General features: G+C 67.3%; 14 protein-coding genes. 6 read left to right on the top strand and 8 right to left on the bottom strand.

Features of this window, described 5'->3' with window-relative positions:
• Positions 1-103 precede the first annotated feature (103 nt).
• From IPG50_10300 to IPG50_10310, 3 genes are all read right to left on the bottom strand, one after another.
• Positions 104-958: an SDR family oxidoreductase gene (locus IPG50_10300; protein ID MBK6692581.1), complete on the bottom strand. Its 855-nt coding sequence runs from the start codon at positions 956-958 to the stop codon at positions 104-106.
• Positions 959-1,040: 82 nt separating this feature from the next.
• On the bottom strand, positions 1,041-5,792 hold the full coding sequence (locus tag IPG50_10305) for an AMP-binding protein (GenBank protein ID MBK6692582.1): 4,752 nt from the start codon (positions 5,790-5,792) through the stop codon (positions 1,041-1,043).
• A gap of 118 nt (positions 5,793-5,910) precedes the next feature.
• A complete protein-coding gene (locus tag IPG50_10310; protein ID MBK6692583.1) occupies positions 5,911-6,738 on the bottom strand; it encodes a LysR family transcriptional regulator in 828 nt (275 codons plus the stop codon).
• 96 nt (positions 6,739-6,834) lie between these two features.
• Here IPG50_10310 and IPG50_10315 point away from each other — a divergent pair, with 96 nt between their 5' ends.
• Complete coding sequence (locus IPG50_10315) at positions 6,835-7,590, top strand: TSUP family transporter (GenBank protein MBK6692584.1); 756 nt, start codon at positions 6,835-6,837, stop codon at positions 7,588-7,590.
• Between the two features lie 24 nt (positions 7,591-7,614).
• Here the strand turns inward: IPG50_10315 and IPG50_10320 are convergent, their stop codons facing one another.
• On the bottom strand, positions 7,615-8,571 hold the full coding sequence (locus IPG50_10320; protein ID MBK6692585.1) for a hypothetical protein: 957 nt from the start codon (positions 8,569-8,571) through the stop codon (positions 7,615-7,617).
• Positions 8,572-8,722: 151 nt separating this feature from the next.
• Here IPG50_10320 and IPG50_10325 point away from each other — a divergent pair, with 151 nt between their 5' ends.
• The 4 genes from IPG50_10325 (at position 8,723) to IPG50_10340 (ending at position 13,169) form a co-directional block, all read left to right on the top strand.
• The gene (locus IPG50_10325) at positions 8,723-10,342 is read left to right on the top strand and encodes a hypothetical protein (protein MBK6692586.1); all 1,620 of its coding nucleotides are present in this window, start codon (positions 8,723-8,725) and stop codon (positions 10,340-10,342) included.
• A 150-nt stretch (positions 10,343-10,492) separates the two neighbouring features.
• Positions 10,493-11,488 carry a hypothetical protein gene (locus IPG50_10330; GenBank protein ID MBK6692587.1) on the top strand — a complete coding sequence of 332 codons (996 nt, stop codon included), beginning with the start codon at positions 10,493-10,495 and terminating at the stop codon, positions 11,486-11,488.
• A gap of 128 nt (positions 11,489-11,616) precedes the next feature.
• Positions 11,617-12,756, top strand: a complete 1,140-nt coding sequence (locus tag IPG50_10335) for a hypothetical protein (GenBank protein MBK6692588.1) — start codon at positions 11,617-11,619, stop codon at positions 12,754-12,756.
• Complete coding sequence (locus tag IPG50_10340) at positions 12,753-13,169, top strand: hypothetical protein (GenBank protein ID MBK6692589.1); 417 nt, start codon at positions 12,753-12,755, stop codon at positions 13,167-13,169. The genes IPG50_10335 and IPG50_10340 overlap by 4 nt, the downstream gene beginning before the upstream one ends.
• Before the next feature lie 47 nt (positions 13,170-13,216).
• Here the strand turns inward: IPG50_10340 and IPG50_10345 are convergent, their stop codons facing one another.
• The gene (locus tag IPG50_10345; GenBank protein MBK6692590.1) at positions 13,217-13,888 is read right to left on the bottom strand and encodes a hypothetical protein; all 672 of its coding nucleotides are present in this window, start codon (positions 13,886-13,888) and stop codon (positions 13,217-13,219) included.
• A gap of 295 nt (positions 13,889-14,183) precedes the next feature.
• On the opposite strand from IPG50_10345, the gene IPG50_10350 reads away from it, so the two are divergent.
• On the top strand, positions 14,184-15,173 hold the full coding sequence (locus IPG50_10350; GenBank protein ID MBK6692591.1) for a hypothetical protein: 990 nt from the start codon (positions 14,184-14,186) through the stop codon (positions 15,171-15,173).
• 4 nt (positions 15,174-15,177) lie between these two features.
• On the opposite strand, the gene IPG50_10355 is transcribed toward IPG50_10350, so the two are convergent.
• The 3 genes from IPG50_10355 to IPG50_10365 form a co-directional block, all read right to left on the bottom strand.
• Entirely contained in the window at positions 15,178-16,848 is a 1,671-nt protein-coding gene (locus tag IPG50_10355) for a hypothetical protein (protein MBK6692592.1), read from the bottom strand.
• Positions 16,849-17,003: 155 nt separating this feature from the next.
• A complete protein-coding gene (locus IPG50_10360) occupies positions 17,004-17,918 on the bottom strand; it encodes a hypothetical protein (GenBank protein ID MBK6692593.1) in 915 nt (304 codons plus the stop codon).
• Positions 17,919-17,942: 24 nt separating this feature from the next.
• Positions 17,943-19,526, bottom strand: coding sequence for a DUF2088 domain-containing protein (locus IPG50_10365; GenBank protein MBK6692594.1), 1,584 nt, complete (start codon positions 19,524-19,526; stop codon positions 17,943-17,945).
• Positions 19,527-19,556: the final 30 nt, after the last annotated feature.

The raw sequence follows: 19,556 nt of genomic DNA on the forward strand, positions 1-19,556 counted from the left end.
CCGCCGCAAACATCTTCTATCTTTCGCACTAACAAAGGCGGAAATTTCAGAGCTCGCGCACTTTCGCGAACAAGGCTTTTATTCTAAGCACTTAAACGCCCCCTCAGCACGCCGCGGACAGCGCCCGGGCCCGGATTCCGAAGATGAAGCGGAGGAGCACGTCGGTGATGCGTGTCGGCAAGATGCGGAACGTCAAGAGGAGCAGGTGCATGCGGAGCGGCGCGAGGTACCGAGCCGCAGGGCTTCGCGCGTGCATGGCACGCTCGATGGCCCGCACAATGACCGAAGCCGCGACGCCGGTGCTCTCGAAGCGGTGACGCACTTCGTCGGCGGTGCGAATGACGCCGCCGTAGGGCCCGCCCTCGAAGCGATTGACGTCCGCGAGGGCGCGCTCCGTGAACTCCGTGTGAACGAACCCCGGCTCGACGAGGACGACGAAGACGTTGAAGAGGGCGAGCTCGTTGCGGAGCGCGTCGGAGAGCGCCTCGAGGGCGTACTTTGACGCGTGGTAGGCGCCCATCATCGGGAACGTGACGCGCCCCGCGAAGCTCGAGATGTTGATGACGCGGCCGCTCCGCCGGGCGCGCATGGCGGGCACGAACGCGCGCGTCACCGCCATGAGACCGAAGACGTTCGTGTCGAACTGCTTTCTCAGGTCGTCGTCGCTCAGCGAGTCGGCGGGACCTATGAGCGCGTAGCCGGCGTTGTTGATGAGCACGTCGACGCCGTAGCCATCGGTGCGTCGGTCGACCTCTTCTCGCGCCGCGTCGATCGACGCGCTGCTTGTCACGTCGAGGAGCACAGTCTCGAGCTTGGTGCCGGAGGCTTCGGCGGCCAGCTTGTCGAGCGCGTCCTGCCTCCGGCCCGTGGCAAAGACGCGATGGCCCTTCCGAGCCAAGGTGAGCGCCGTTTCGCGGCCAATGCCCGCCGTCGATCCGGTGACGAGAACGGTGCTCATGGCGGAGAGCGTCGCAAACTTTTGCCTCCGCGGGCCAGTTTCGAAAGGGCCGCGTCGGGCTCCGCGGCGGCCCAGTGCGCGCCTAGAGCGCGAAGGCCTTCTGGAACGCGAACAAGAGCGAGACGTCGTTGGACTTCACCGCTCCCGACAAGAACTCCGCCGGGCCCGGCACGTATGACTCACGAACGATGCGCGTGAAGATCTCCGGCGTGGTCTTGAGGACGCAGTCGGCGACGCCGCCGTCGGGCTTGCCGAGACGGATTTCGCAGGCCTGGGCGTCGACGCGAACAGTCCACTTTGAGAGATCGTCACCGCCGAGCGCGAAGTAAAACGACACGGCTCGATCGAGCTGGTTGGGGACGAACTTCTCCTCCAGCTCGTGGAAGACCGTGACGAGCGGGTGGTCCGGCGAGTCACCGCCCTCGAGGTCCTTGAGGCGGGCGATGTCGAGGACATCGCCGGCCTTGAGCGTGACGACCGCTCGATGCGCGAGCTTGGCTACCTCACGCGCCGCGTCCTGCGTCGTAAGCCCCTCGGTGAGGCGACGGAGATCGGCGACGGCGAGCGGCGGACCGATGCGGACGAGCAGATCTCGCCGCACGGGAACGATGGCGCCCTTGGGGAGCGCCGCTTCAGTGCCGCCGAGGTACACCGGGAGGATGTCGATGCCGTGCGTGAGCGCGAGGTAGCCCACGAGGGCCTTGAACTCGGTGATCTCGCCCGACGCGTTGCGGGTTCCTTCCGGGAACAGGAGCACCGTCTTGCCGGCGTCGATGACCTCCGCGGCTTGCCGCAGCGAGGCGCGCAGGCTGCTCTTTCGGTCGAAGGCGACGAGGTTCGTGAAGTTCTCGAAGTAGGCGCGTTTGATGCCGCTCTCGAAGAAGTAGTCCTGCGCGGCCAACGAGACGATGCCTTCGCCGTAGGAGCCGAGGCCGTATTTCACGAGGCCCATGTCGAGGTGGCTCGCGTGGTTCGCGACGACGATGGTCGGACGGTTGTGCGGCACGAACGCGCGCCCGTAGACCTTCGCTTGCATCGCCTGGTCGTAGAAGGCGTGTTGGACCTTGCCGAGGGCCGTCTTGGCGAACTCTTGCACCGGCTTGGGGAGGACCATCGGTGCCGGCTCGCCCTTGTCGATGCGGCTCGTTCGCGAGAGGCCGCGACCGGAGGTCGCCGCGCCGCGACCGCGATCGCCGGCGAGGCGTTCGACGTCGGACACCGTGCGGCATTGCTGAAGCGCGTGCGGATCGATGGCCTCGCCGCGAGCTTCGAGCGCTTCGAGGAGCTCCGTCAGCATGAGCGAGTCAAAGCCGAGATCGCCCTGGAGCGTAGCGTGGGCGGTGACCGTGGTAACGGGTCGCCCCGAAACGGTCGCGATGGCGTGCTCCACGGCGCTGTGTTTCGCGCCCTCCGCCGGCGGCGGCGTCGACGCCATGACCATGCGACGCAAGATGGCCTGAACCTCGGTGCGCTTCACTTTGCGCGTCGCCGTGCGCGGCAAGGGCGCATCGTAGAGGTGGAGCAGCGTCGGCTGCTGTCCGTAGGGCAGCTCACCGATCTTCTCTCGGAGCGAACGCATCGCGCGCTCCATGCGCTCGCCGCGCGGCGTCTCGTCGTCGGCCTCGGGCACGGCGAGGCACGCGACGCGCTCTTTGCCGCCCTGCCCTTCGATGCCCACCACCGCGTATTCGGTCACGTGGGGGATCGACCCGAGCTTCGCTTCAACGTCGTCGGGATAGACGTTCTCGCCGGTCGTCGTGACGATGACGTCTTTGATGCGGCCGACGATCGAGAGGCGCCCCTTCTTGTCGAACTTTCCGAGGTCGCCGGTGTGGAGCCAGCCGTCGTCCGTGAGGACGCCTCGCGTGGCCTCTTCGCTCGTGTAACCGAGCATGACGTTGGGGCCGCGCGCCACGATCTCGCCCACGCCGCGTTCGTCGGGCGAGTCGATGCGAACCTCGACGCCGGGGATCGGCTTGCCCACGTGGCCGGCGCGTGGGGCACCCTTCGCCGACGCAACGGTGAGCACAGGTGAAGCCTCGGTGAGGCCGTAGCCTTCCGTGAGGCGGAGGCCCAGGCCGGCGAAGAGATCGTACGTCTCGCTGGGAAGCGCCGCTCCGCCGGAGATGAGGTACTTCACGTGACCGCCGAGCTCCGAGTGAACGGGCGCCATAAGGACGCGACCGATGTCGAGGCCAACCTTCTCGCCGAGCGTGCGATTCAGTTCGCCGGCCCACTGGAAGACCGTCTCGACGATGGGGCCGCGCGCCTCCACCTGCGCGAGGATCCGGCGCTCGAGCAGTTGCCACAAGGCGGGGACGCCGACCATGGCCGTAATGCGCCCCTTCTTGAGCGCCAGCGACACGCGCTCGCCGTTGAGCTCGTCGAGGTACGCGATGCGGGCGCCGCGCGAGAGCGGCAACAAGAGGCCGCAGGTGAATTCGAAGGTGTGGTGAAGCGGCAAGACGCTGAGGACGCGATCGCTCTGGCCGAGCGGGAAGATCGGCGCGAGCGAGGCGATGAGCGACGTGAAGTTCTTGTGCGAGAGCCTCACGCCCTTGGGGACGCCCGTGGTGCCGCTCGTGTAGATGAGGCTGGCGACGTCGGACTCTTCGACCTCGACATTGGGCCGCGGGCGCGGGTCCGCGTCCTCAGCGATGACTTCACGAATGTTCCAGACGGCGGTCCCACCGAAGAGGCCCGTACCGTTCTTGGCCCCTTCGTCGAGCACGTCTGCGCGATCCGAGAGGATGACGCGAGCCAAGCTGTCTTTGACGATGTTCGCGAGCCCGTCCATCTCGAGGGCCACGTCCACGGGGACGGCGGTGGCGCCCGCGGCGACGATGCCGAAAAACGCGATGGGCCACGCGGGGTCGTTTTTCGCTGTGAGCACGACGCGGTCGCCGCGCTTGACGCCGAAGTCGGCGAGCATCGCGGCGAGGCGATGCGCGTGTTGCCGGAACTCCCCGTAGGTGAGCGGCGCGAAGGACTCACCTTGGAACCGCTGAAGCGCGACCGATAGTTCGTGCCGCTCGGCCATCTGGTCGAGCAGTGTGACGAGCGTTTCGTGGGCGCGGAGGGGCTTCAGCTCACGCTTGAGCTTCTTGTCCATCTCCGGGAAGACCCACTTCTCGAGCGCCGGCATGTGGACGTTGTGCATCCACTCGAGCCAGTCGATGGCCTCGGGCGCCCACGGGAGCTTCTCCTTGTCGGCGGCCGTGAGGCGCGCGAAGGCGCCGCGCGTCGCGGCGCAGGAGAACGGCCCCTTCAGCTCCGCCGTGAAGGGCGCGTAGAGGCGCAAGATGTTGCCGATCTTGTCTTCCTTGTCGGCGGCCGATTCGAGCGTCTTCGCCACGCCCTTGAGGGGGCCTGCGCCGGTCTTCTTGAGGAGGCCGGCCACACCGCGAAGGCCGCGAGCGATGGCCGGTGAGCTCATGCGTTCGAAGTCGGTGGCCGAGACGTCGTAGGGCTCGTAGTGGGCCTGGATGAGATCGAAGAGCGCGCTCTTGCCGCCGCCCTTTTGGTAGTGCTTGCGCTTGTAGAGGCCGACGAGCTCACCGAAACGCGCGGCGGTGCAGGGGTTGGTGTCCGACGAACCGTATTGATAGACGGGCTTCTGCGTGCCATCGAGCAGCTCGCCGAGGCTCATGATCATGCCGGCGCAGACCATGTCGCTCGGAATGAAGTCGAGCGGGACGTGCGTCAGCGGCAGGATCATGTGGCCCTTCATGGCCAGGTAGATCATGGGCACACTGGTGCTGATGCCCTCGTTCCATCCGGGGAACGGATAAGCGACGGTGCTCTCGCAGCAGGCCGGCCGCACGATGGTGAAGGGCAGCCCCGAGAGGGCGATGACCTGTTCACCGATGCTCTTCGTGTACGTGTAGATGTTGGGCCAGCCCCAGTGGGTCGCTCGGTCCGTGCCGGACTCGATGAGGCGGTCGGCGACGAACCTTCGCTTCACCTTCTTGAACTCGTCGGCGAAGGCGGCGCCTTCGGTGGGTTCGCTTCGCGCGAGCAGGTTCTTCCGCGCTTGCTCTTCAAACTCGCTCTGACGGAACGCGTCGTCGGCTCGATGTTTCGCCTGCGCGATGAGGTCGAGGCACTCGGCGATCTCGCGATCGGGATCCCACAGCTCAACGCCGAGCTCACCGGCGCGGGGAAACGGGACTTCGCTCGGGTGCACCTCGGCGATGGGGCCGGGGCGCTTGCCGGCCACATAACAGGTGCTCGTGTGCATCAGCGGCACGGGGCGCCGCGGCACGCCGGGCCTCGCGCGCGCAGGACCGAGCGCGCGCGCCATGGCCACGAGGTTCTGGCAACCGAAGGCGTTGGCATCGAGCGATTCGTCGAGCGGCGGGCTGAAGTCGACGACGCCGGCGACGTTGACGACCGCGTCGATGGTCCCGTGAAGGTCGCGCAAGAGATCGGCGTCGATGCCCGAGAGCGGACGGCCAGTGTCACCGTCGATGGGCACGACCTTCTCTTTGAGGAACGCCTCAAAGCGGTCACCGTGGGCGTCACGCAACGGGTCGAGCGCCGGCGAGGTCGCCACGTTCTCCCAAAATCGCGCCTCGCTGGTCTTGCCCTTGGAGGACCGGACGAGGAGGTAGATCTTGCCGACCTCCGGGTACCGAGCCAGGAGCATCGACCAGAAGACTTTGCCGAGAAAGCCCGTCCCGCCGAGCACCATGAAGCGAGCGCCGGCGAACTGGCTCGCCAAGTCGAGGGGCCGGAGGGCGGCCTCGGCGCGGCTGTCCAAGAGGGAGCGAGAGGAGATGGGCGCGCGCGGCGGCGGCGCCGCGATTCCGTTGGTTTTGTGCTCGGGAGGCATGCTGCTTGAGGGCTAGGGCGCGGGGCGGAAGCTCGTACACCAGGGTCTTCGCCACCGCAATGAAGCGAGGGCGAGCCGCCGCTGGCCCTCGCTCGGGGCCTCCTTTTGTCGCGGTGCGTCAGGCGCCGGCGCGCGCGAGCAAGACCGCACGCAGCGCCTTTGCCGCCGGCGACAGGCGCTCGAGGCCGCGGTGAACGAGGACGAGCTGACGTCGAATCGGAGCGGGCTTCTTGCGGAGGAGCACGAGGCGTCCCAGCGACAGATCGGTCTCGACGATTCGCCGGCTGAGGAGCGACACGCCGAGGCCGGCGCGGAGCTGCCCTTTCAGGGCAGACGCGCTCGACAGCTCGAGCACGATGCGGGCCTCGGGGAAGTGCCGATCGACGAGCGCCCGCGTCGCCGTTCCTTTGGGGAACGTCAGAAACGGCAGGCCTCGACCGTCGAGGCCGGGTGCATGAACGAGGACGAGCTCGTCGTCGCAAAGGAACTCGCCGCCGGGCAAGGGCCCGCTGACGACCGCCATGTCCACCGCTCCGTCGAGGACGGCGGCCTTCAGCGCGTCTTGCCCTCGCTCGACGAGCTGTAGCCCCAAGGTCGGGTGCTTCCTGCGAAAGGCGGCCACGGCGCTCGGGAGGACGTACGTGATGGCCGTCGTACCAGCACCGAGGCAAACCTCGCCACGCTGAGCGCCGAACACCTCGCGCACCGCGCGCTCTCCCTCCCTTAGCGCGACGAGCGCGCCCCGCGCGTGAGGGACGAGCGATTGCCCTGCAGCCGTGAGCTCGGCCCCGCGGCGACCCCGGATGAAGAGCGCGCCACCGAGCGAACGTTCGAGGCGCTGGATCGAAGCCGTGAGGGCCGGCTGCGTCAGGTGAAGGTGCCTTGCGGCGGCGGTGAACGTGCCGAGCTCAGCGACGCAGAGGAAGTGGCGAAGCGGTTCAAGCATCACCTTATGTTATGGAAAACGAGCGAAGAATCGATTGGAAGGAGGGCGCCAATTGCCCCAAGGTTGGTGGCGGTCGTTCAGACCCTGGAGGCGCCCATGACCTGGCTTTCCCTCGGCTTCGAATGCGTCACCTCGAGCACGGCCGTTTTTGCCCTCTTCGGTGTAGCCGGCGGGGCGTTGACCACCGTCGCGGGCATGGGCGGCGGCCTGTTCCTCGTCCTCTCGCTGAGCCTCCTTACGAACCCAACCCAGGCGCTGGCCATCACGGCGCCGGCGCTGCTGCTGTCGAACGCGCATCGCGCAGTCCTGTTCCGGCGCGAGCTCGAGGGCCGCATCGCGCTTCGCTTCGCCGCGGGCGCGGCGCCGGCGGCGCTCCTCGCCGGCTCCGCTATCTCGCGGTTGCCACAGGGCGTCGTCCAGGCGGCGATGCTCGCCCTCACCTCCCTCGCGCTCCTCCGTGCGCGGGGCATCGTCGGCCTGTCGCCGCGACCCCGCGCGTTCGTTCCGCTGTCGGCGTTGGTCGGCGGTCTATCCGCGGCCGCCGGCGCCGGCGGATTCCTTGTCGCGCCGCTGCTCTTCTCGTTGGGCCTCACGGGCTCCCGCTACATCGCGACGGGCGCCGCCTGCGCCGTCGTGCTGCACGTCGCCCGCGTCGCCGGCTACGGCGTCGGCGGCCTGCTCACGACCTCACACTGGAGCGCGTCAGCGTGGCTCTTCGTCGGGCTCGCCGCGGGCAACGTCCTCGGTCGACGCCTCCGCGGCAGGGTCACGCGGGAGCTCGAGACGCGCCTCGAACTTGGCGCGCTCATCGTATGCACGACGCTCGGGGTCCTCGGGGTCGGCCTTCGCTAGGCAGCGCCTAACCGGCCCGGCGACTTAGAACTGGCCGGCGCCGCTGTTCTGACAGGTCTTGTCGTCGAGGGCGCAATACGGGAGCCGGTGGAAGACGAACGAAGCGCCGTTCTTCTCGATCTTGTCGCAAAAGACGCTCTGGCCGATAACGGTCATCTCGCCGTAGATGGGCGACTTGTCGACAAGGATCTTCTTCACGCAGTCGCTGTTGTTGCTGTACCAACCGGGAAGGTCGGGGAAGGCTTGGACCTTGTTCTTCTCCAAGTAGTCGCCTTCCGTACAGACCGTCGACAGGGAGCAGTCGCTCGGCTGAGGGTTCTTCGCGTCGCCAGCCTTGATGGTGTAGCAAAGCTTGAAGCGCCCCTCGCAGTCCACCTTCAGCGTGTTGGGACTCCAGGCGCCGGCGGGGACGCTCGGAGGCGGCGCAGGATCGCTCGGGTTGGGCGGACACGCGGCCGAGGTCGCGTAGTAGTTGGCTCCGCTTTGCACGAAACACGGTACGAGGTTTTGGATCTTCCACTCGCCGCCGGAGAAGCAGCTGCAGGCTTCCTGAACGCTCCCGGCCTTCGGCAGAACGGCTCCCTCGCACGCGCCCCAAACCTTTCCGATCTCGCCTTGGGAGTTGCACTTGGCGACGCCATCCTTGCACGTCCCGAGGTTGCGGTTCGCGCGCTTGCCGGGCCAACAGGGCGCGGTCGCGCCGACGGTCGTGCACGGGCACCCTTGGATGTTCTTGTCGTCGGGGCAGTCGACGGTGCCGCCCGGGAGCGGCGGCGCGGAGCGGTTCTCGGCGCCGCACCACTGGGGGAACGGATCCTTCTCGATGATCGCCTGACCGTCGACGGGAACAACGGACCCGCCTTCGACGAACTCCGCGGGAGGCCCCGCGTCACCGTTGTCTGCGTTGCTCGAACCACAAGCGACAACCGACAAGCCAACTGCGAAGGCACACGCACTCACGACGGAGAAGGCCACGCGCATGGACCTATGAATGACGTTAAAGGCCGCGCGTGTCGAGATCTCGATCAACCGACGGTGGGGCAGGCTTGATCCAGTTTGGCTCTCTGCAAGCGAGCAATCCTCCCACGATCACGCACACGTCCAATGGAACGCGCATTGCTCGAACGGGGGCATGCGCCCCTTCGCTCTCCTCGTTTCCACACTGGCGCTGAGTTTTTTCGGCTGCGGTGGAGAAGGCAGCGCCGACGACGCTGACGAAGGTGCGCTCAGTCGTACCGGCCTCGAACGAACGCTCTCCTTTGAGGGCGTCGTCTACGCGAAACCAGACGCCACGGAGACGGAGATCGTGCGCCTCGCACAGCTCCAAACGAAGACCGCCTTCGGTGCTCTCCGAACCTCCGGCATGATGGCGCAAACGCGCGAGCTGCGAAACGTGCAGCCGGCGACGTTCCAGAAGCGCAACGTCCTCGTCGTCGATCCCCAACATCCTGAGGCCGCCGGCGAGGCGAAGGTCGAGGTTCGCTACACGTACAAGGACGAAGTCCTCGTCGAGGAGAAGCTCGGTGAGCGAACGTCGTTCGGTCTCGCCGTGTTGCGACCCGACTGGGAGACCGAGTACCAAGAGCCGACGCGCGATTGCGTGGCCAACGACCGGGAGGCTCGCGCCGACGCGCGCGACGGCTACCTCTGGTACGTGTTCGACCCCACCCTCGCGACGTGCAAGCGCGCCATCGCGGACGAGAAACGAGTCATCGAAGCGGACCGCGCCACGCTCTCGCGGGCGGCGCAAGCGGCCGGCATCGCGCGAGCAGCCCCCGCGGCGGCGGGCGAGGCCGTCCGGATCGCTCGCTCGCAGGCGAACCGCCGCTACATCCCGATCAACGTCGCGCTGGAAAACAAGAGAGCGCAACGGGGCGCCGTCTACCCGGAGTACGACCGTCTCTTTCGCGGCGGCATCGAAGCCAACAAGCTCGTCGTGGGCTTCTTGGTCGGGCGCCTCGAGCACCACTGGGTCGACGCTTCGAAGGACGGCAACTACTGGGAGTGGATGAGCGCCCTCGACACGCTCTTCGAGGCGCACCCGGAGTTTTCGCTCACGAAGGTTGAGCCCGCCGACGACATCACGAAGGTGACGACGACGGCCGGGAAGACCTACACGAACCTGTCGATTCGCGACTACATCAACTTCGCGATCTACGATCGGTTCCCCGACGGCACCTCTGACGCGCAAAAGCGTGCGCTGGCGCTCGCCGCGGGCCGCAAGCTTGATCAAAAATGGCTCACCTTCGAGAAGAAGGTGAAGGTCGCCATCGGCGACGAGGCGCCGCGTGACTTCACCATCGAGCTCCGAACGTACTTCGGCGTGGAGGAGCAGAAGGAGCCGTACCAGCGGGCCCTCAAGAACAGCGACGTCTTCGTCTACAACGGCCACTCGTTCCTCGGCGCCGGGCCGCTCGACCCGCGGAACTATCAGGCGTCGGATTTCCCATCGAGCTACCAGCTCTGGTTCATCGACGGCTGCATCTCGTACAACTACTACAACGAGGGCTACTTCCCGTTGAAGGGCGGCTCCCAGAACCTCGACCTCATTGTCAACGGCATGGAAGCCGACGCCGACTACGGCGGCATGGCGGAAGCGAAGCTCATCTCGCGCCTCATCTCCGGCAAGCAGCCGAGCTACAAGCAGCTCCTCGAGGCGGCGAAGCAGACGGACCCGCTCCGCATCGTCGAAGGCGAAGCCGACAACAAGTACCGTCCCACGGAGACGAAGATCACCGTCGCGCCGCGTTGACGCGCTCGCCACAGACACACTTGCGTCTTGAAGACTGCGGGAGTGCTGCGCCGCCGCTGCTCGCCGCCGTCGACCGTGGGTTCTTAGCAGGCTGACGCGTCGCCTCTCCCGGCTCTCGCTCGGAGCGTGAGCCACGGCTACCCTGCCCCCATGCCCGCAAAGCATCCGGCGGCGGTCGCTGCCTTCCTCGCGGACCACGCCAAAGACACGCGGCCCTTTTTGGGTGCCATCGACACCTACGACGCTGACGAACATGAGGTCGACTTCCGATGGCGGATGGCGGCGAGCGTCCTCGAGACCGACGAACCGTGGGACCCCGAGCGCTTCGCCGCCATTGGCTTCTTGAATGGCGACCTCCCCATGTTCATCGATGTCTCGAAGAAGGCGCTGCCGGTGTTCGTGCGCGCTGACGGAGAGCTCCTTCGCGTGTGCGCGAGCTTCGAGTCGTTCGCGAAGAAGGTCGCGGCGGCTCCAAGGGGGCGCGCCAAAGGCACCGCGACCAAGCGCCCGAAGACTGTCGCCACGGCGAGCGAGCCTCGCGGACCGAAGACGACCTACCCGGCGCCGACGACCCTTTCGTGGCCCAGCGACCCGGTCGTGGGATGTGTCTTCGGCTCGGCCATCGGCGTGCACGACTTTCTTTGGTTCGACAAGGTGAAGCCGAAAGAGGTCGCGGCGCTGGTGCAGAACTACGTGCGGCCCAAGAACGCAGGCAGCGTCCGCTCGGTCGCGAAAAAGTGGGACCCCGCCGCGAACATGAAGCTCGACCGCGGCACTGGCGTCTGGTTGGACTTCGCGGCGTACGACAAGCACGCCGCCGTCGTCACGCCGCGCGTCAAGACGTTCCTCGAAGCGATTCAGCGCGAGCTCGAGTTCTTGCCGGTGCGCGCCACCGTCGGGCGCGAGACGGCCGACGTCTTCATCGTCAACGTCCTCAAGGTTGTGCCTTGCTTGAACGTCCAAGAGAGTCGCATCGATCGCGGCCAGAACTTCGTGCTCCAGGCGGGCTGGCCCGAAGAGGCCTGCTTGTTCCGCCCCAGCGAGTGTCCCCAAGCGATCTTCGCGACGCAAGCCATGGTGGAGCGCCTCCGGAAGGAGCCCGCGTCGGGCATCAACTTCGTGCCGCTCCAGAAATACGCTGTTTGAGCGGCAGCATGGGCGTTGCCCAAAGCAACAGGCGTGGGTGCGGCCCGTGAACGGGCGGCCACGGCGAGCCACGACTTCCTGCAAAGTCGCGGGAGTTCACTAGGCACGGCGAATGCTCTCGGGCTCGCGTGATCTCGCCCGAGAAGCTCCGCCACTGGCTCGTGCTCCTCGCGACCGTCCCCCTCGCATCAAGCGTCGTCGGGTGCGCTTCCGAAGTGTGCACCACCGAATGGCGAACGCTCGAGCGCGCGATTCCGCCCCGGAGCGCGCCTTGCTCGCACGCGGACGCGGGTACGGGGGGTGACAGTGCCGCGGATGCGGCGCGCGAGGCGCAAGGCGACGCCGGTACCGATGACCACAAGGTCGACGTTCTCGCTCGAGCAGCGCCCGTCGATGGCGGCTCATGCATCGAGCAGGATGCCGGCACGGTCGACGAGTGGCTCGCGCTCCCGTGTGAAGAGGCGTGCGCGAGGCTCTTCCCCGAGAGAGAGCTCGTGCGTTGCGAGAGCGACGCGCCCTCGAAGGAGCGGTCCGCCCACGTTCGATGCCACGTCCGGAGCCACGCGTGCCACGAGCCGCGCTTCATGATGGGTCGCCCGGCAGGGGGCTTCGTCCCAAAGACGCGCATTGGAGGGGATCGCGCGAGCTACTTCGAGCACTTGGCCGAGATCGAGGCGGCCTCGGTGCCCGCGTTCCTGGAGCTTGCGCGCGACCTCGAACGGCTCGGTTTCCCCGTCGAAGACGTCGCGCTCGCCCGGCGTAGCGCGCACGACGAACGGCGCCACGCACGCGCGATGCGACGCCTCGCGGCGCGCGCAGGGAGCGCGAGGTCCAGTGTGCGCGAAGCGCCCGTGTGCGCCGCAGAAGTCCCCGCTCGTTCGCCGATGACGCTCGCGGTGCTCGCCTGCGCCAACGCGACGGAGGGCTGCGTGGGGGAGCTCTTCGCCGCCGCCGTCGCGACCTGGATCGCAGCGAACGCCACCGACGAAGTCGAGCGGCGCGCTTTCGAACGCATCGCGTCGGACGAAACGGGGCACGCGGCGCTCGCGCTGAGACTCCACGACGCATTGATGTCACGGCTCGACGTGGCGGCACGCGCGGAGGTCGAGCACGCCAAGCGCCTAGCCGAACGGGCTCTCCTCGAAGGGCTCGCCGAGTGCCCCGCGCTCGTCCGCCTCGGCTTGGTGCCCCCCATCGAACGACAACGCGCGCTCTTTGCTGCTCTCTTTGGGGGAGCGCTCGACGACAACGACGGAGCGCTTTCGTGAGGCGATCGTTTTTGGCGGCGCTCGCGCTGGGCTCGACGGCGCTCGCGTGCTCCGTCCTCGACGACACGGAGTGCGAAGACGGCAAGGAGCCCTTTGCCACGCTCGCGGTACCGCCCGGTCGCTGGGCGGCCCGCTCCGAGCTCACAGCCGACAGCGGTCTCGTCGAAGCGGAGCCTCCCTACCCGTACATCCCGAAGGACGCAGGCCCCGACACCCGCGTGTGGGCCGAGCTCGGAACGGCGGACGATTGGCTGTCGATGCCGTGCCTCGATGCGTGTCGCAAAGCGGCCGATCTAGGCCTGCTCTCGTCCGACAACGCGACGGTGCGATGCGCCCCCGGCAAGCCTGTTCGCGGCAAGCCGGCGATTCAGTGTCACTACGCCGTGCGCGTGTGCACGGAGACCCGGTACTGACGCGCCGCGTACCTACCGCCGCTCATCGAACGGCTTGGCGAGCCGCGTCAGGGACCGCAGAAGACCTTCACGAGGTTGAAGGCCACGTCGACCTGCGTCGCACCTTGAATGCACTGGTCGAGGACCGGCGTGGCACAAGCAGCCGCTTGGTTCTGCGCGGCGCATGCGCTCGTATCGGCGGCTTGGAGGCAGCTGTTGCGTTGCGCGGGGTCTTGGCATGTGGTGCACGCCTGCTCCGCGCACTCGAAGCGCGCCGCGAGCTTGGGACCGCACCCCGTCGCCGTCAGGTCGTTCGTCAAGCCGGCGACGCAGCCCTCGACGTTGAGCTCGGAGACCTGGCCTGTGGCGTTGATGATGAGCGCCGCCGCGTAAGCGGACGTCTCGGCGGATACGGCGCATTGGTGGCACGCGGCGCTGACCGGCACCGTGCAGTTCTGCTTGTTCATGAAGCAACTGACGATGTTGGCCGCGTCGGTGGGCGTGCAGACGTTCCGACGAATGCCGAGCGGCGCCTTCCACGCCTTCGGCGTCGCCGTGACGGCGGCCGCGGGGGCGCACGCACCGGTGGGCGCCACGCCCGCGTCCCCGGTGAGGGGAGGCAGGGTCGGATCCGTCGTTTGCGTCGGGGCCACGACGGGCGTCGTGGGCGCTGGCGTTGGTGTTACGCCCGGCTGCTCGGTGAGCGGCGGCGCGTTCGCCGGTGCGGAGCAAGCAGCCATCGTTGCAACGAGGGTGGCGAGGAGAGGCAGGGCCCGGTTCATAGAACTCGAGAGCTGCAAGCACGGGTCCATCGCTGAGCGCGACGGACGAGCGCGAATTCACCACGATTCCGTCCGCCGTGGCCTCGTGCACCGCGGCTCCACTGGATCAGGACTCCGAGGCCGTCGTGCATCGGAGACAGTTCCCGCAGAGAGCCTGCATGTCGTTGAAAGTCGACATAAAACCGATGTGTAGGGCGGCGTAAGCGAGCGACGCGCGACGCGCGAAATTTGGCCATTCTTCGGCAGATCTTAGATGTGTTCAAACATGCTACTTGGTCGCCGAACGGTACTGACGGGCCTCTTGGCGCTGGGGTTGGGCCTCGTCGCAGAGCGCGGAAACGCGGGCACCAGTCCCGTGCGCTCGGTCCACCGCGACGAGCGCGGAACCACGCTGTTCCTCGAGCTCGAAGCGGCGCCGTTCCCGCACGGCGGCGCTCCCTACCAAGACCGGACCGTCATCGTGTTCGTTCCCCGCTCCTTTCGCGTCGAGCGCGGCGGGCAAGCGCCGATGGTCGTCCACTTCCACGGCCACCGCACCACGGCGGAGCGCGCGCTCGCTTCCCATCAGCTCCGCGAGCAACTGAGCGATAGCCTCCAGAACGCCGTGCTGGTCGTGCCGCAAGGGCCGCTCGAAGCCGCCGACTCTTCCGCGGGCAAGCTCGAGGCCCCGGGCGGCCTCGCTCGTCTGCTCAACGACGTGACCCGCGTCCTTTCATCGGCGGAAGGGCGCGCGGCCTTGGGCGACCGGTCGCTGGGCGCACGGTTGCGGCCCGGTGTCGTGTGCCTCTCCGCGCACTCCGGCGGGTACCACGCCGCGGCCGTTGCGGCCCGCGTCGGCGGCATCGACGTGAACGAGATCTACTTGTTTGACGCTCTCTACGGAGACCTCGAAGCCTTTCGCGATTGGGTTTCCGAGCGGCGCGGCCGCCCGATGAAGAGTCGTCACAAGCTGGTGAGTTACTACGGCGCCGGTGCGACCGAGACCAACAGCCGCTGGCTCAAGACCGAGCTGGAGCGGCGCGGCGTCCAGTGCGCCTTCGAAAACGTCGAGGGCACGCTCTCGCGCGAAGAGCTCGTGCGCGCCGAGGCCATCTTCGTCCGCACCTCGCTCTCCCACAACGGCGTGACCCACGAGCTCAACGCCCTACGCGACTGCCTCTACGCGTCAGGCCTACCGCGCCACCAAAGGACCGCCTGGTTCGACGCCAAGGCCGGCGCGCGCCCACTCGAGCGGAGGCGCTAACGCGTCAGCGGCAACCCAAGACGGCCCAGCCGCCGACGTCCTCACCGGGGGCGATCCGTTGCCCGTTCATCCAGACGACGGCCACGCGCGCCCCCTCAGCGGCGACGCTCACGTAGCCGTCACGGAGCGAATCGAACACGCCACCCATGAACGGCTTCACGCGGGCGTCGCGCGCCAAGACCTTCTGCTTGAGGAGCACCGGCTCGCCCGAGAAGTGATCGAAGGCGGTCACCGAGACGCCACCCGTCGACATCGACGCGATGATCATGCGGTCGCCAGAAACGGCGACGTCAGCGGCGAGCGCTTGCCCCGTATCGCCGACGACGAGGCTCCCAGTCTTGAACGCCGTGTCACCGACGTTCAGGAGGTTGTAGTCCACCGGCGCTTCGAGCCCGCCGCTCGAGAGGACGACGACGCGCGCACCCTTCATCGCGAGCGCGCCAAAGCGTCCCGGGAGCTTGGCGTCCTGCATGGTCAGCGCTTGAACGTTGTCGCGGCGAGCGAGCTCAAGTCGCAGCTCTGGCCCCGTGGGCGCAACGCCCCCGTCCGCTGCCGCCGACTCGTCGCCGGCCGATTGCACCAAGACGGCGAGGGCCTCGGAGGTGGCGGCGATCCAAGAGCGCGCGTGTGGCGGTGGCCCGCCAACGGGCTGCGTCGACGATGATGGGCCCGCAGCGCTGAGAACCTGTAGATACGCCTGCTCGTCGATGACGCTGGTGAAGTAGCCGCCCGCCGAGAGCGAGCGATTGGAGAGCACGTGGCCCTTGGTGAGCGTGTTGACGAGCGGCGTCTTCGCCTCTCCGGATTGAAAGTGAGCATCGGGGAGCGTTGGAAAGATCGACAGCAAAGATGCCGACCCCGTGCAGCTCGGCCAACGTGGCGCGATCAAGAGCCCCGTCGGCGAGGTGGGCGCGTCGAACGAGAGGTCCAGCCCCTCGGTCTTCGCGTCATCGGCGCAGGCTCCGGGGAAGTCGTAGCCGTTGAAGGGCGACGCCGTCGTCTCGTTGGCCTCGACAGGACTTCCCTGAAGACCGACCTTCATCGTCGTGATGCGGTATCGGTCGCCGCTGAACTGGTTGTAGGCGATGACGAAGCCGTCGTTCACCGCGGCGATGGCCGGGCGACTGACGGTGACGCCCGTCTGCACCATCGCATCGAGGGGCCCGGCGCCGACGACCTCGAGGGCACAGCCCTCCATCGCGACCATCGGCGCCGGCACGCACTCCGCGTCCCTGCACGCGGAACCGACGGTGCACCGGCCACCCTTCGTGGTCACCGCCTTGAGATCAACGGTGACCTCTTGCGCGCCTGGCAGCTCGATGGCCGTGCAGCCTGCGGCCACGACCTCGCATTGCGAATTGCGAGCCGTTGCGGCGAACGAATACTGGCCCCCCGCAAAAGCGAACGTAGGAGGCGCCTGGCCGTTCTCGAAGCCCACGCGACGGAGCAAGCCCCCTCGCGGAACGCCGCCGCTCAATTGGCCGACCGTCGGGCACGAGCCCGACGCGTAGACGCCGAGCTCGAGCCACTGGGTGCTCTCTTTCGCATCGGCCGCGAGGTGGAGGACGAACGAGACGTCACTCGTCTTCGAGCAGGAGGAGGTAACGCCGAGCGCCACGCACCCAAAGAGGGCCGTTAGGCCCGCGAGGAAGTGTCGCGCCTTGAGCGAACGCATGGCCACTCAGCCTGCGCTGCGCCGGAGGCGAGCGCAAGCCCCGGAGGTCGTTGCCCCCTCGCTCCCGCAAGAGAGCTAGTCGAGCACAGCCGCTCGGCGAACGAGGGCGGCGCCTGCGGCGTTAGCCACCCCGCGGGACCTTGGTCGAGGCGTGGTTAGCGCGAGGACACGCGCCCGGTGCGTAGTTCGCTCCGCGCCACCCTCCACTCACCGCCCGACGGTCTCACGTAGAGCTCGATCCACGTTACCCGGCGCTCGCCCGAGCCGAGCGGGTCGTTCACCATCGCGAAGAAGGCAGCGGCCGCAGCGCCAACGCCCACGCTCGCGTAGCGGAACTGGTGATCGTGCGCGATCGGTCTGCCCGGCTCGGCAACCCGAGCGAGCGCAAGCGCTGGAAGCGCGAGGGTGCGCCAGGGCTCGACATCGAGTTCCTCGCGGGTGCTCAAGACAGAGAAACATCCGTGACACGCGCCGAGCTTGGTCGCGGCGATCCCTCCGGGAACCGGCATGGCGCCCAGCCAAGCGGCAAGATCGGGCGGCGCCGGCCTGCCTGCACCGGTCGCCAAGTCGTGCGTCCAGAAGCGAAAGGTGTTGCCATCGGCGCCCGCGAGTCTGCCCTGTTCGCGGTCTACCGCTTGGTCGGCCATGCTCGCGAGCCAAGCGGCCTCGTCGTCGAACTTCCGTTCGCGAGCACCGACCTCAAACTGCCTTCCCGACCGATAAAGCTCGCGATACTGGCGAGTGCTTTCGAACCAGCCCCAAGCGAGCACCCCGCTCAGGACTACGCCCGCGGCCGACAACGCGAGCAGGCTACCGATGGGACGCTGGCTTGCGAGGGTGGCCCGCCACGCGAGCCAGAGGGTCGCCACGAGTGGCCCGAGCGCGAGCCCCGCCAAGAGGACGTGGAATTCGAGGTCATTGAGCTTCTGCTCGAAGGGCAAAGACCTCAGCCACCACCACGCGGCGCCGGCACCGACGGCCACCAGCGTCGCCGACGCGGCCGCCACCGAAAGATCACGACGGCTCCGCGCGTCGGCGTGAGACTGTTCCACCGCCGTCTCTTTGGGCATCGACTGCACCGTTACGTGCGGCGCTCAGCTCACGTCAGCGATGACGATGGGCGGGATGCGCAAGCAGGTGATCTCCGGTGACGGGCCGTGCTTCTCGCGCGCCATGCTCAGCGCTTCTGCCATGGTGCGCGCGGTTTTGTAGCCGAGGATCTTGGGGATGTACTCGTTGTCGGCGCCGACGACGATGACCTGCCCGAGCCACTGGCGGCCGGCCTCGCCCCAGTACCACATGTAAAACGGGTGAGCCGGGTGGTACGCGTGGCCGGTGCGGTACATCTGGATGTACGCGGGGTTCGTCGCGAACTTCTCTTCGTAGCGCTTGTGCAGCTCGAGCGCGTCGCGCGTCTCGGGGAGCAGGTTGTGCACGAACTCGATGTACGGAGCGTGATGCTCCTTGTCGAACTTGTCGGTGCAGGGGTGCGTGATGATGAGCGTCCCGCCCTTTTTGATGAGCGGCTGCCCCCGGTACATGTTGAAGAGGTACCCCTCGGCCATCACCTGCACGAGCAGAGGGTTCAAGAACGAGTTCACGTTGTACGGCGAGATGTACGGGATGCCTGAGACGACGACGTCGGCCTGGCCCTTCACGGGGACGGCGTATTGCTCGAAACACTTCTCGAGCGTGGCCTTGTGCACCGCCTCCGTCTCGCCGGCGAAGACGCCGGTCATGCCGTAGGGCGCGGGGACGCGCTCGAAGATCGCCTGGCGCGCCGCTTGGGGCACGCGCTCCAAGGTACGCACGAGGGCTTTCATGGCCGTGCGCTCGAAGCCCGTGAGGTCGTCTTCGTTCTTATGCAAGAACTCGAGCGGTCGATCAAACATGCGGTTGTTGATCGTCGTCTCGATGGTGAAGACGTTGAGGGCCTTGTTGGTCAGCCGTCCCTGACGCTCGACGCTCGCTGCGAGGGCGCTCGTCTTGGGCGTCGGGTCCATGTAGCTGTGGCAAGCGCGCATGACGCGCGGGTTGTGGTGCGCGCGGAGGCTCTTGTACCCGCAGAGACCGACGGCGACGGACTTGTGGCCCCCGTCCATGGGGACGAGGTTCAAGTTCACGTAAATGAGCAAGTCCGACTCGACGGCGGTCTTGTTGAGCTCGACGATCTCGCCCTCTTCCGTGGTGCCCACGTACTTCATGCCGTGCGGGTCTTCGGCGTCGTGGTTCTTGAGGCGGTCGGGGTAATAGGCGTTGAAGATTTTGTCGCCGACGGCGTGCTTGATCTCGGCCGCGGTCATGCGGCGATGCACCGCCGTCGCGATGATCATCTCCACGTCCTCGACACCGTGGTCAGAGAGCATCTCGAGGACGATGGTCAAGACGCGCTCGCGAACGTCGGGACGACGCATCGGTGGCAGCGGCAAGGAGATGTCGTCGATGGCGATGACGACCTTCATGCCGGGCCGGAGCTTCGCGTGGAGCGGCTCGCTATTGAGCGGGTGATTCAGCGCGTAGCGGATCGCAGCGTCGGGATCCTTGAGCGAGGCGAGCGGCGGCTTCGGGTAGATGCAGCGCGTGCCCGGCGGCAGATCGACCTCGACGAGCATGTCGCCGGCGAAGAGGGTTCGGGGCGCACTCTTCTTGTCGAGCGTAACTACGGAGGGATGGCTCATCGCGGTCGGCCCATTTGCCTTGGGATCCGC

This window comes from Myxococcales bacterium, assembly GCA_016703425.1.
Taxonomy (GTDB): Bacteria; Myxococcota_A; Polyangia; order Polyangiales; family Polyangiaceae; genus JADJCA01.

Excerpts from the sequence above, each read along its gene's own strand:
- IPG50_10320 (MBK6692585.1), bottom strand. The coding sequence starts at position 8,571 with ATGCGCGTGGCCTTCTCCGTCGTGAGTGCGTGTGCCTTCGCAGTTGGC.
- IPG50_10310 (MBK6692583.1), bottom strand. The coding sequence starts at position 6,738 with ATGCTTGAACCGCTTCGCCACTTCCTCTGCGTCGCTGAGCTCGGCACG.
- IPG50_10350 (MBK6692591.1), top strand. The coding sequence starts at position 14,184 with ATGTGTTCAAACATGCTACTTGGTCGCCGAACGGTACTGACGGGCCTC.
- IPG50_10360 (MBK6692593.1), bottom strand. The coding sequence starts at position 17,918 with ATGCCCAAAGAGACGGCGGTGGAACAGTCTCACGCCGACGCGCGGAGC.
- IPG50_10330 (MBK6692587.1), top strand. The coding sequence starts at position 10,493 with ATGCCCGCAAAGCATCCGGCGGCGGTCGCTGCCTTCCTCGCGGACCAC.
- IPG50_10355 (MBK6692592.1), bottom strand. The coding sequence starts at position 16,848 with ATGCGTTCGCTCAAGGCGCGACACTTCCTCGCGGGCCTAACGGCCCTC.
- IPG50_10315 (MBK6692584.1), top strand. The coding sequence starts at position 6,835 with ATGACCTGGCTTTCCCTCGGCTTCGAATGCGTCACCTCGAGCACGGCC.
- IPG50_10300 (MBK6692581.1), bottom strand. The coding sequence starts at position 958 with ATGAGCACCGTTCTCGTCACCGGATCGACGGCGGGCATTGGCCGCGAA.
- IPG50_10345 (MBK6692590.1), bottom strand. The coding sequence starts at position 13,888 with ATGGCTGCTTGCTCCGCACCGGCGAACGCGCCGCCGCTCACCGAGCAG.
- IPG50_10305 (MBK6692582.1), bottom strand. The coding sequence starts at position 5,792 with ATGCCTCCCGAGCACAAAACCAACGGAATCGCGGCGCCGCCGCCGCGC.
- IPG50_10365 (MBK6692594.1), bottom strand. The coding sequence starts at position 19,526 with ATGAGCCATCCCTCCGTAGTTACGCTCGACAAGAAGAGTGCGCCCCGA.
- IPG50_10325 (MBK6692586.1), top strand. The coding sequence starts at position 8,723 with ATGCGCCCCTTCGCTCTCCTCGTTTCCACACTGGCGCTGAGTTTTTTC.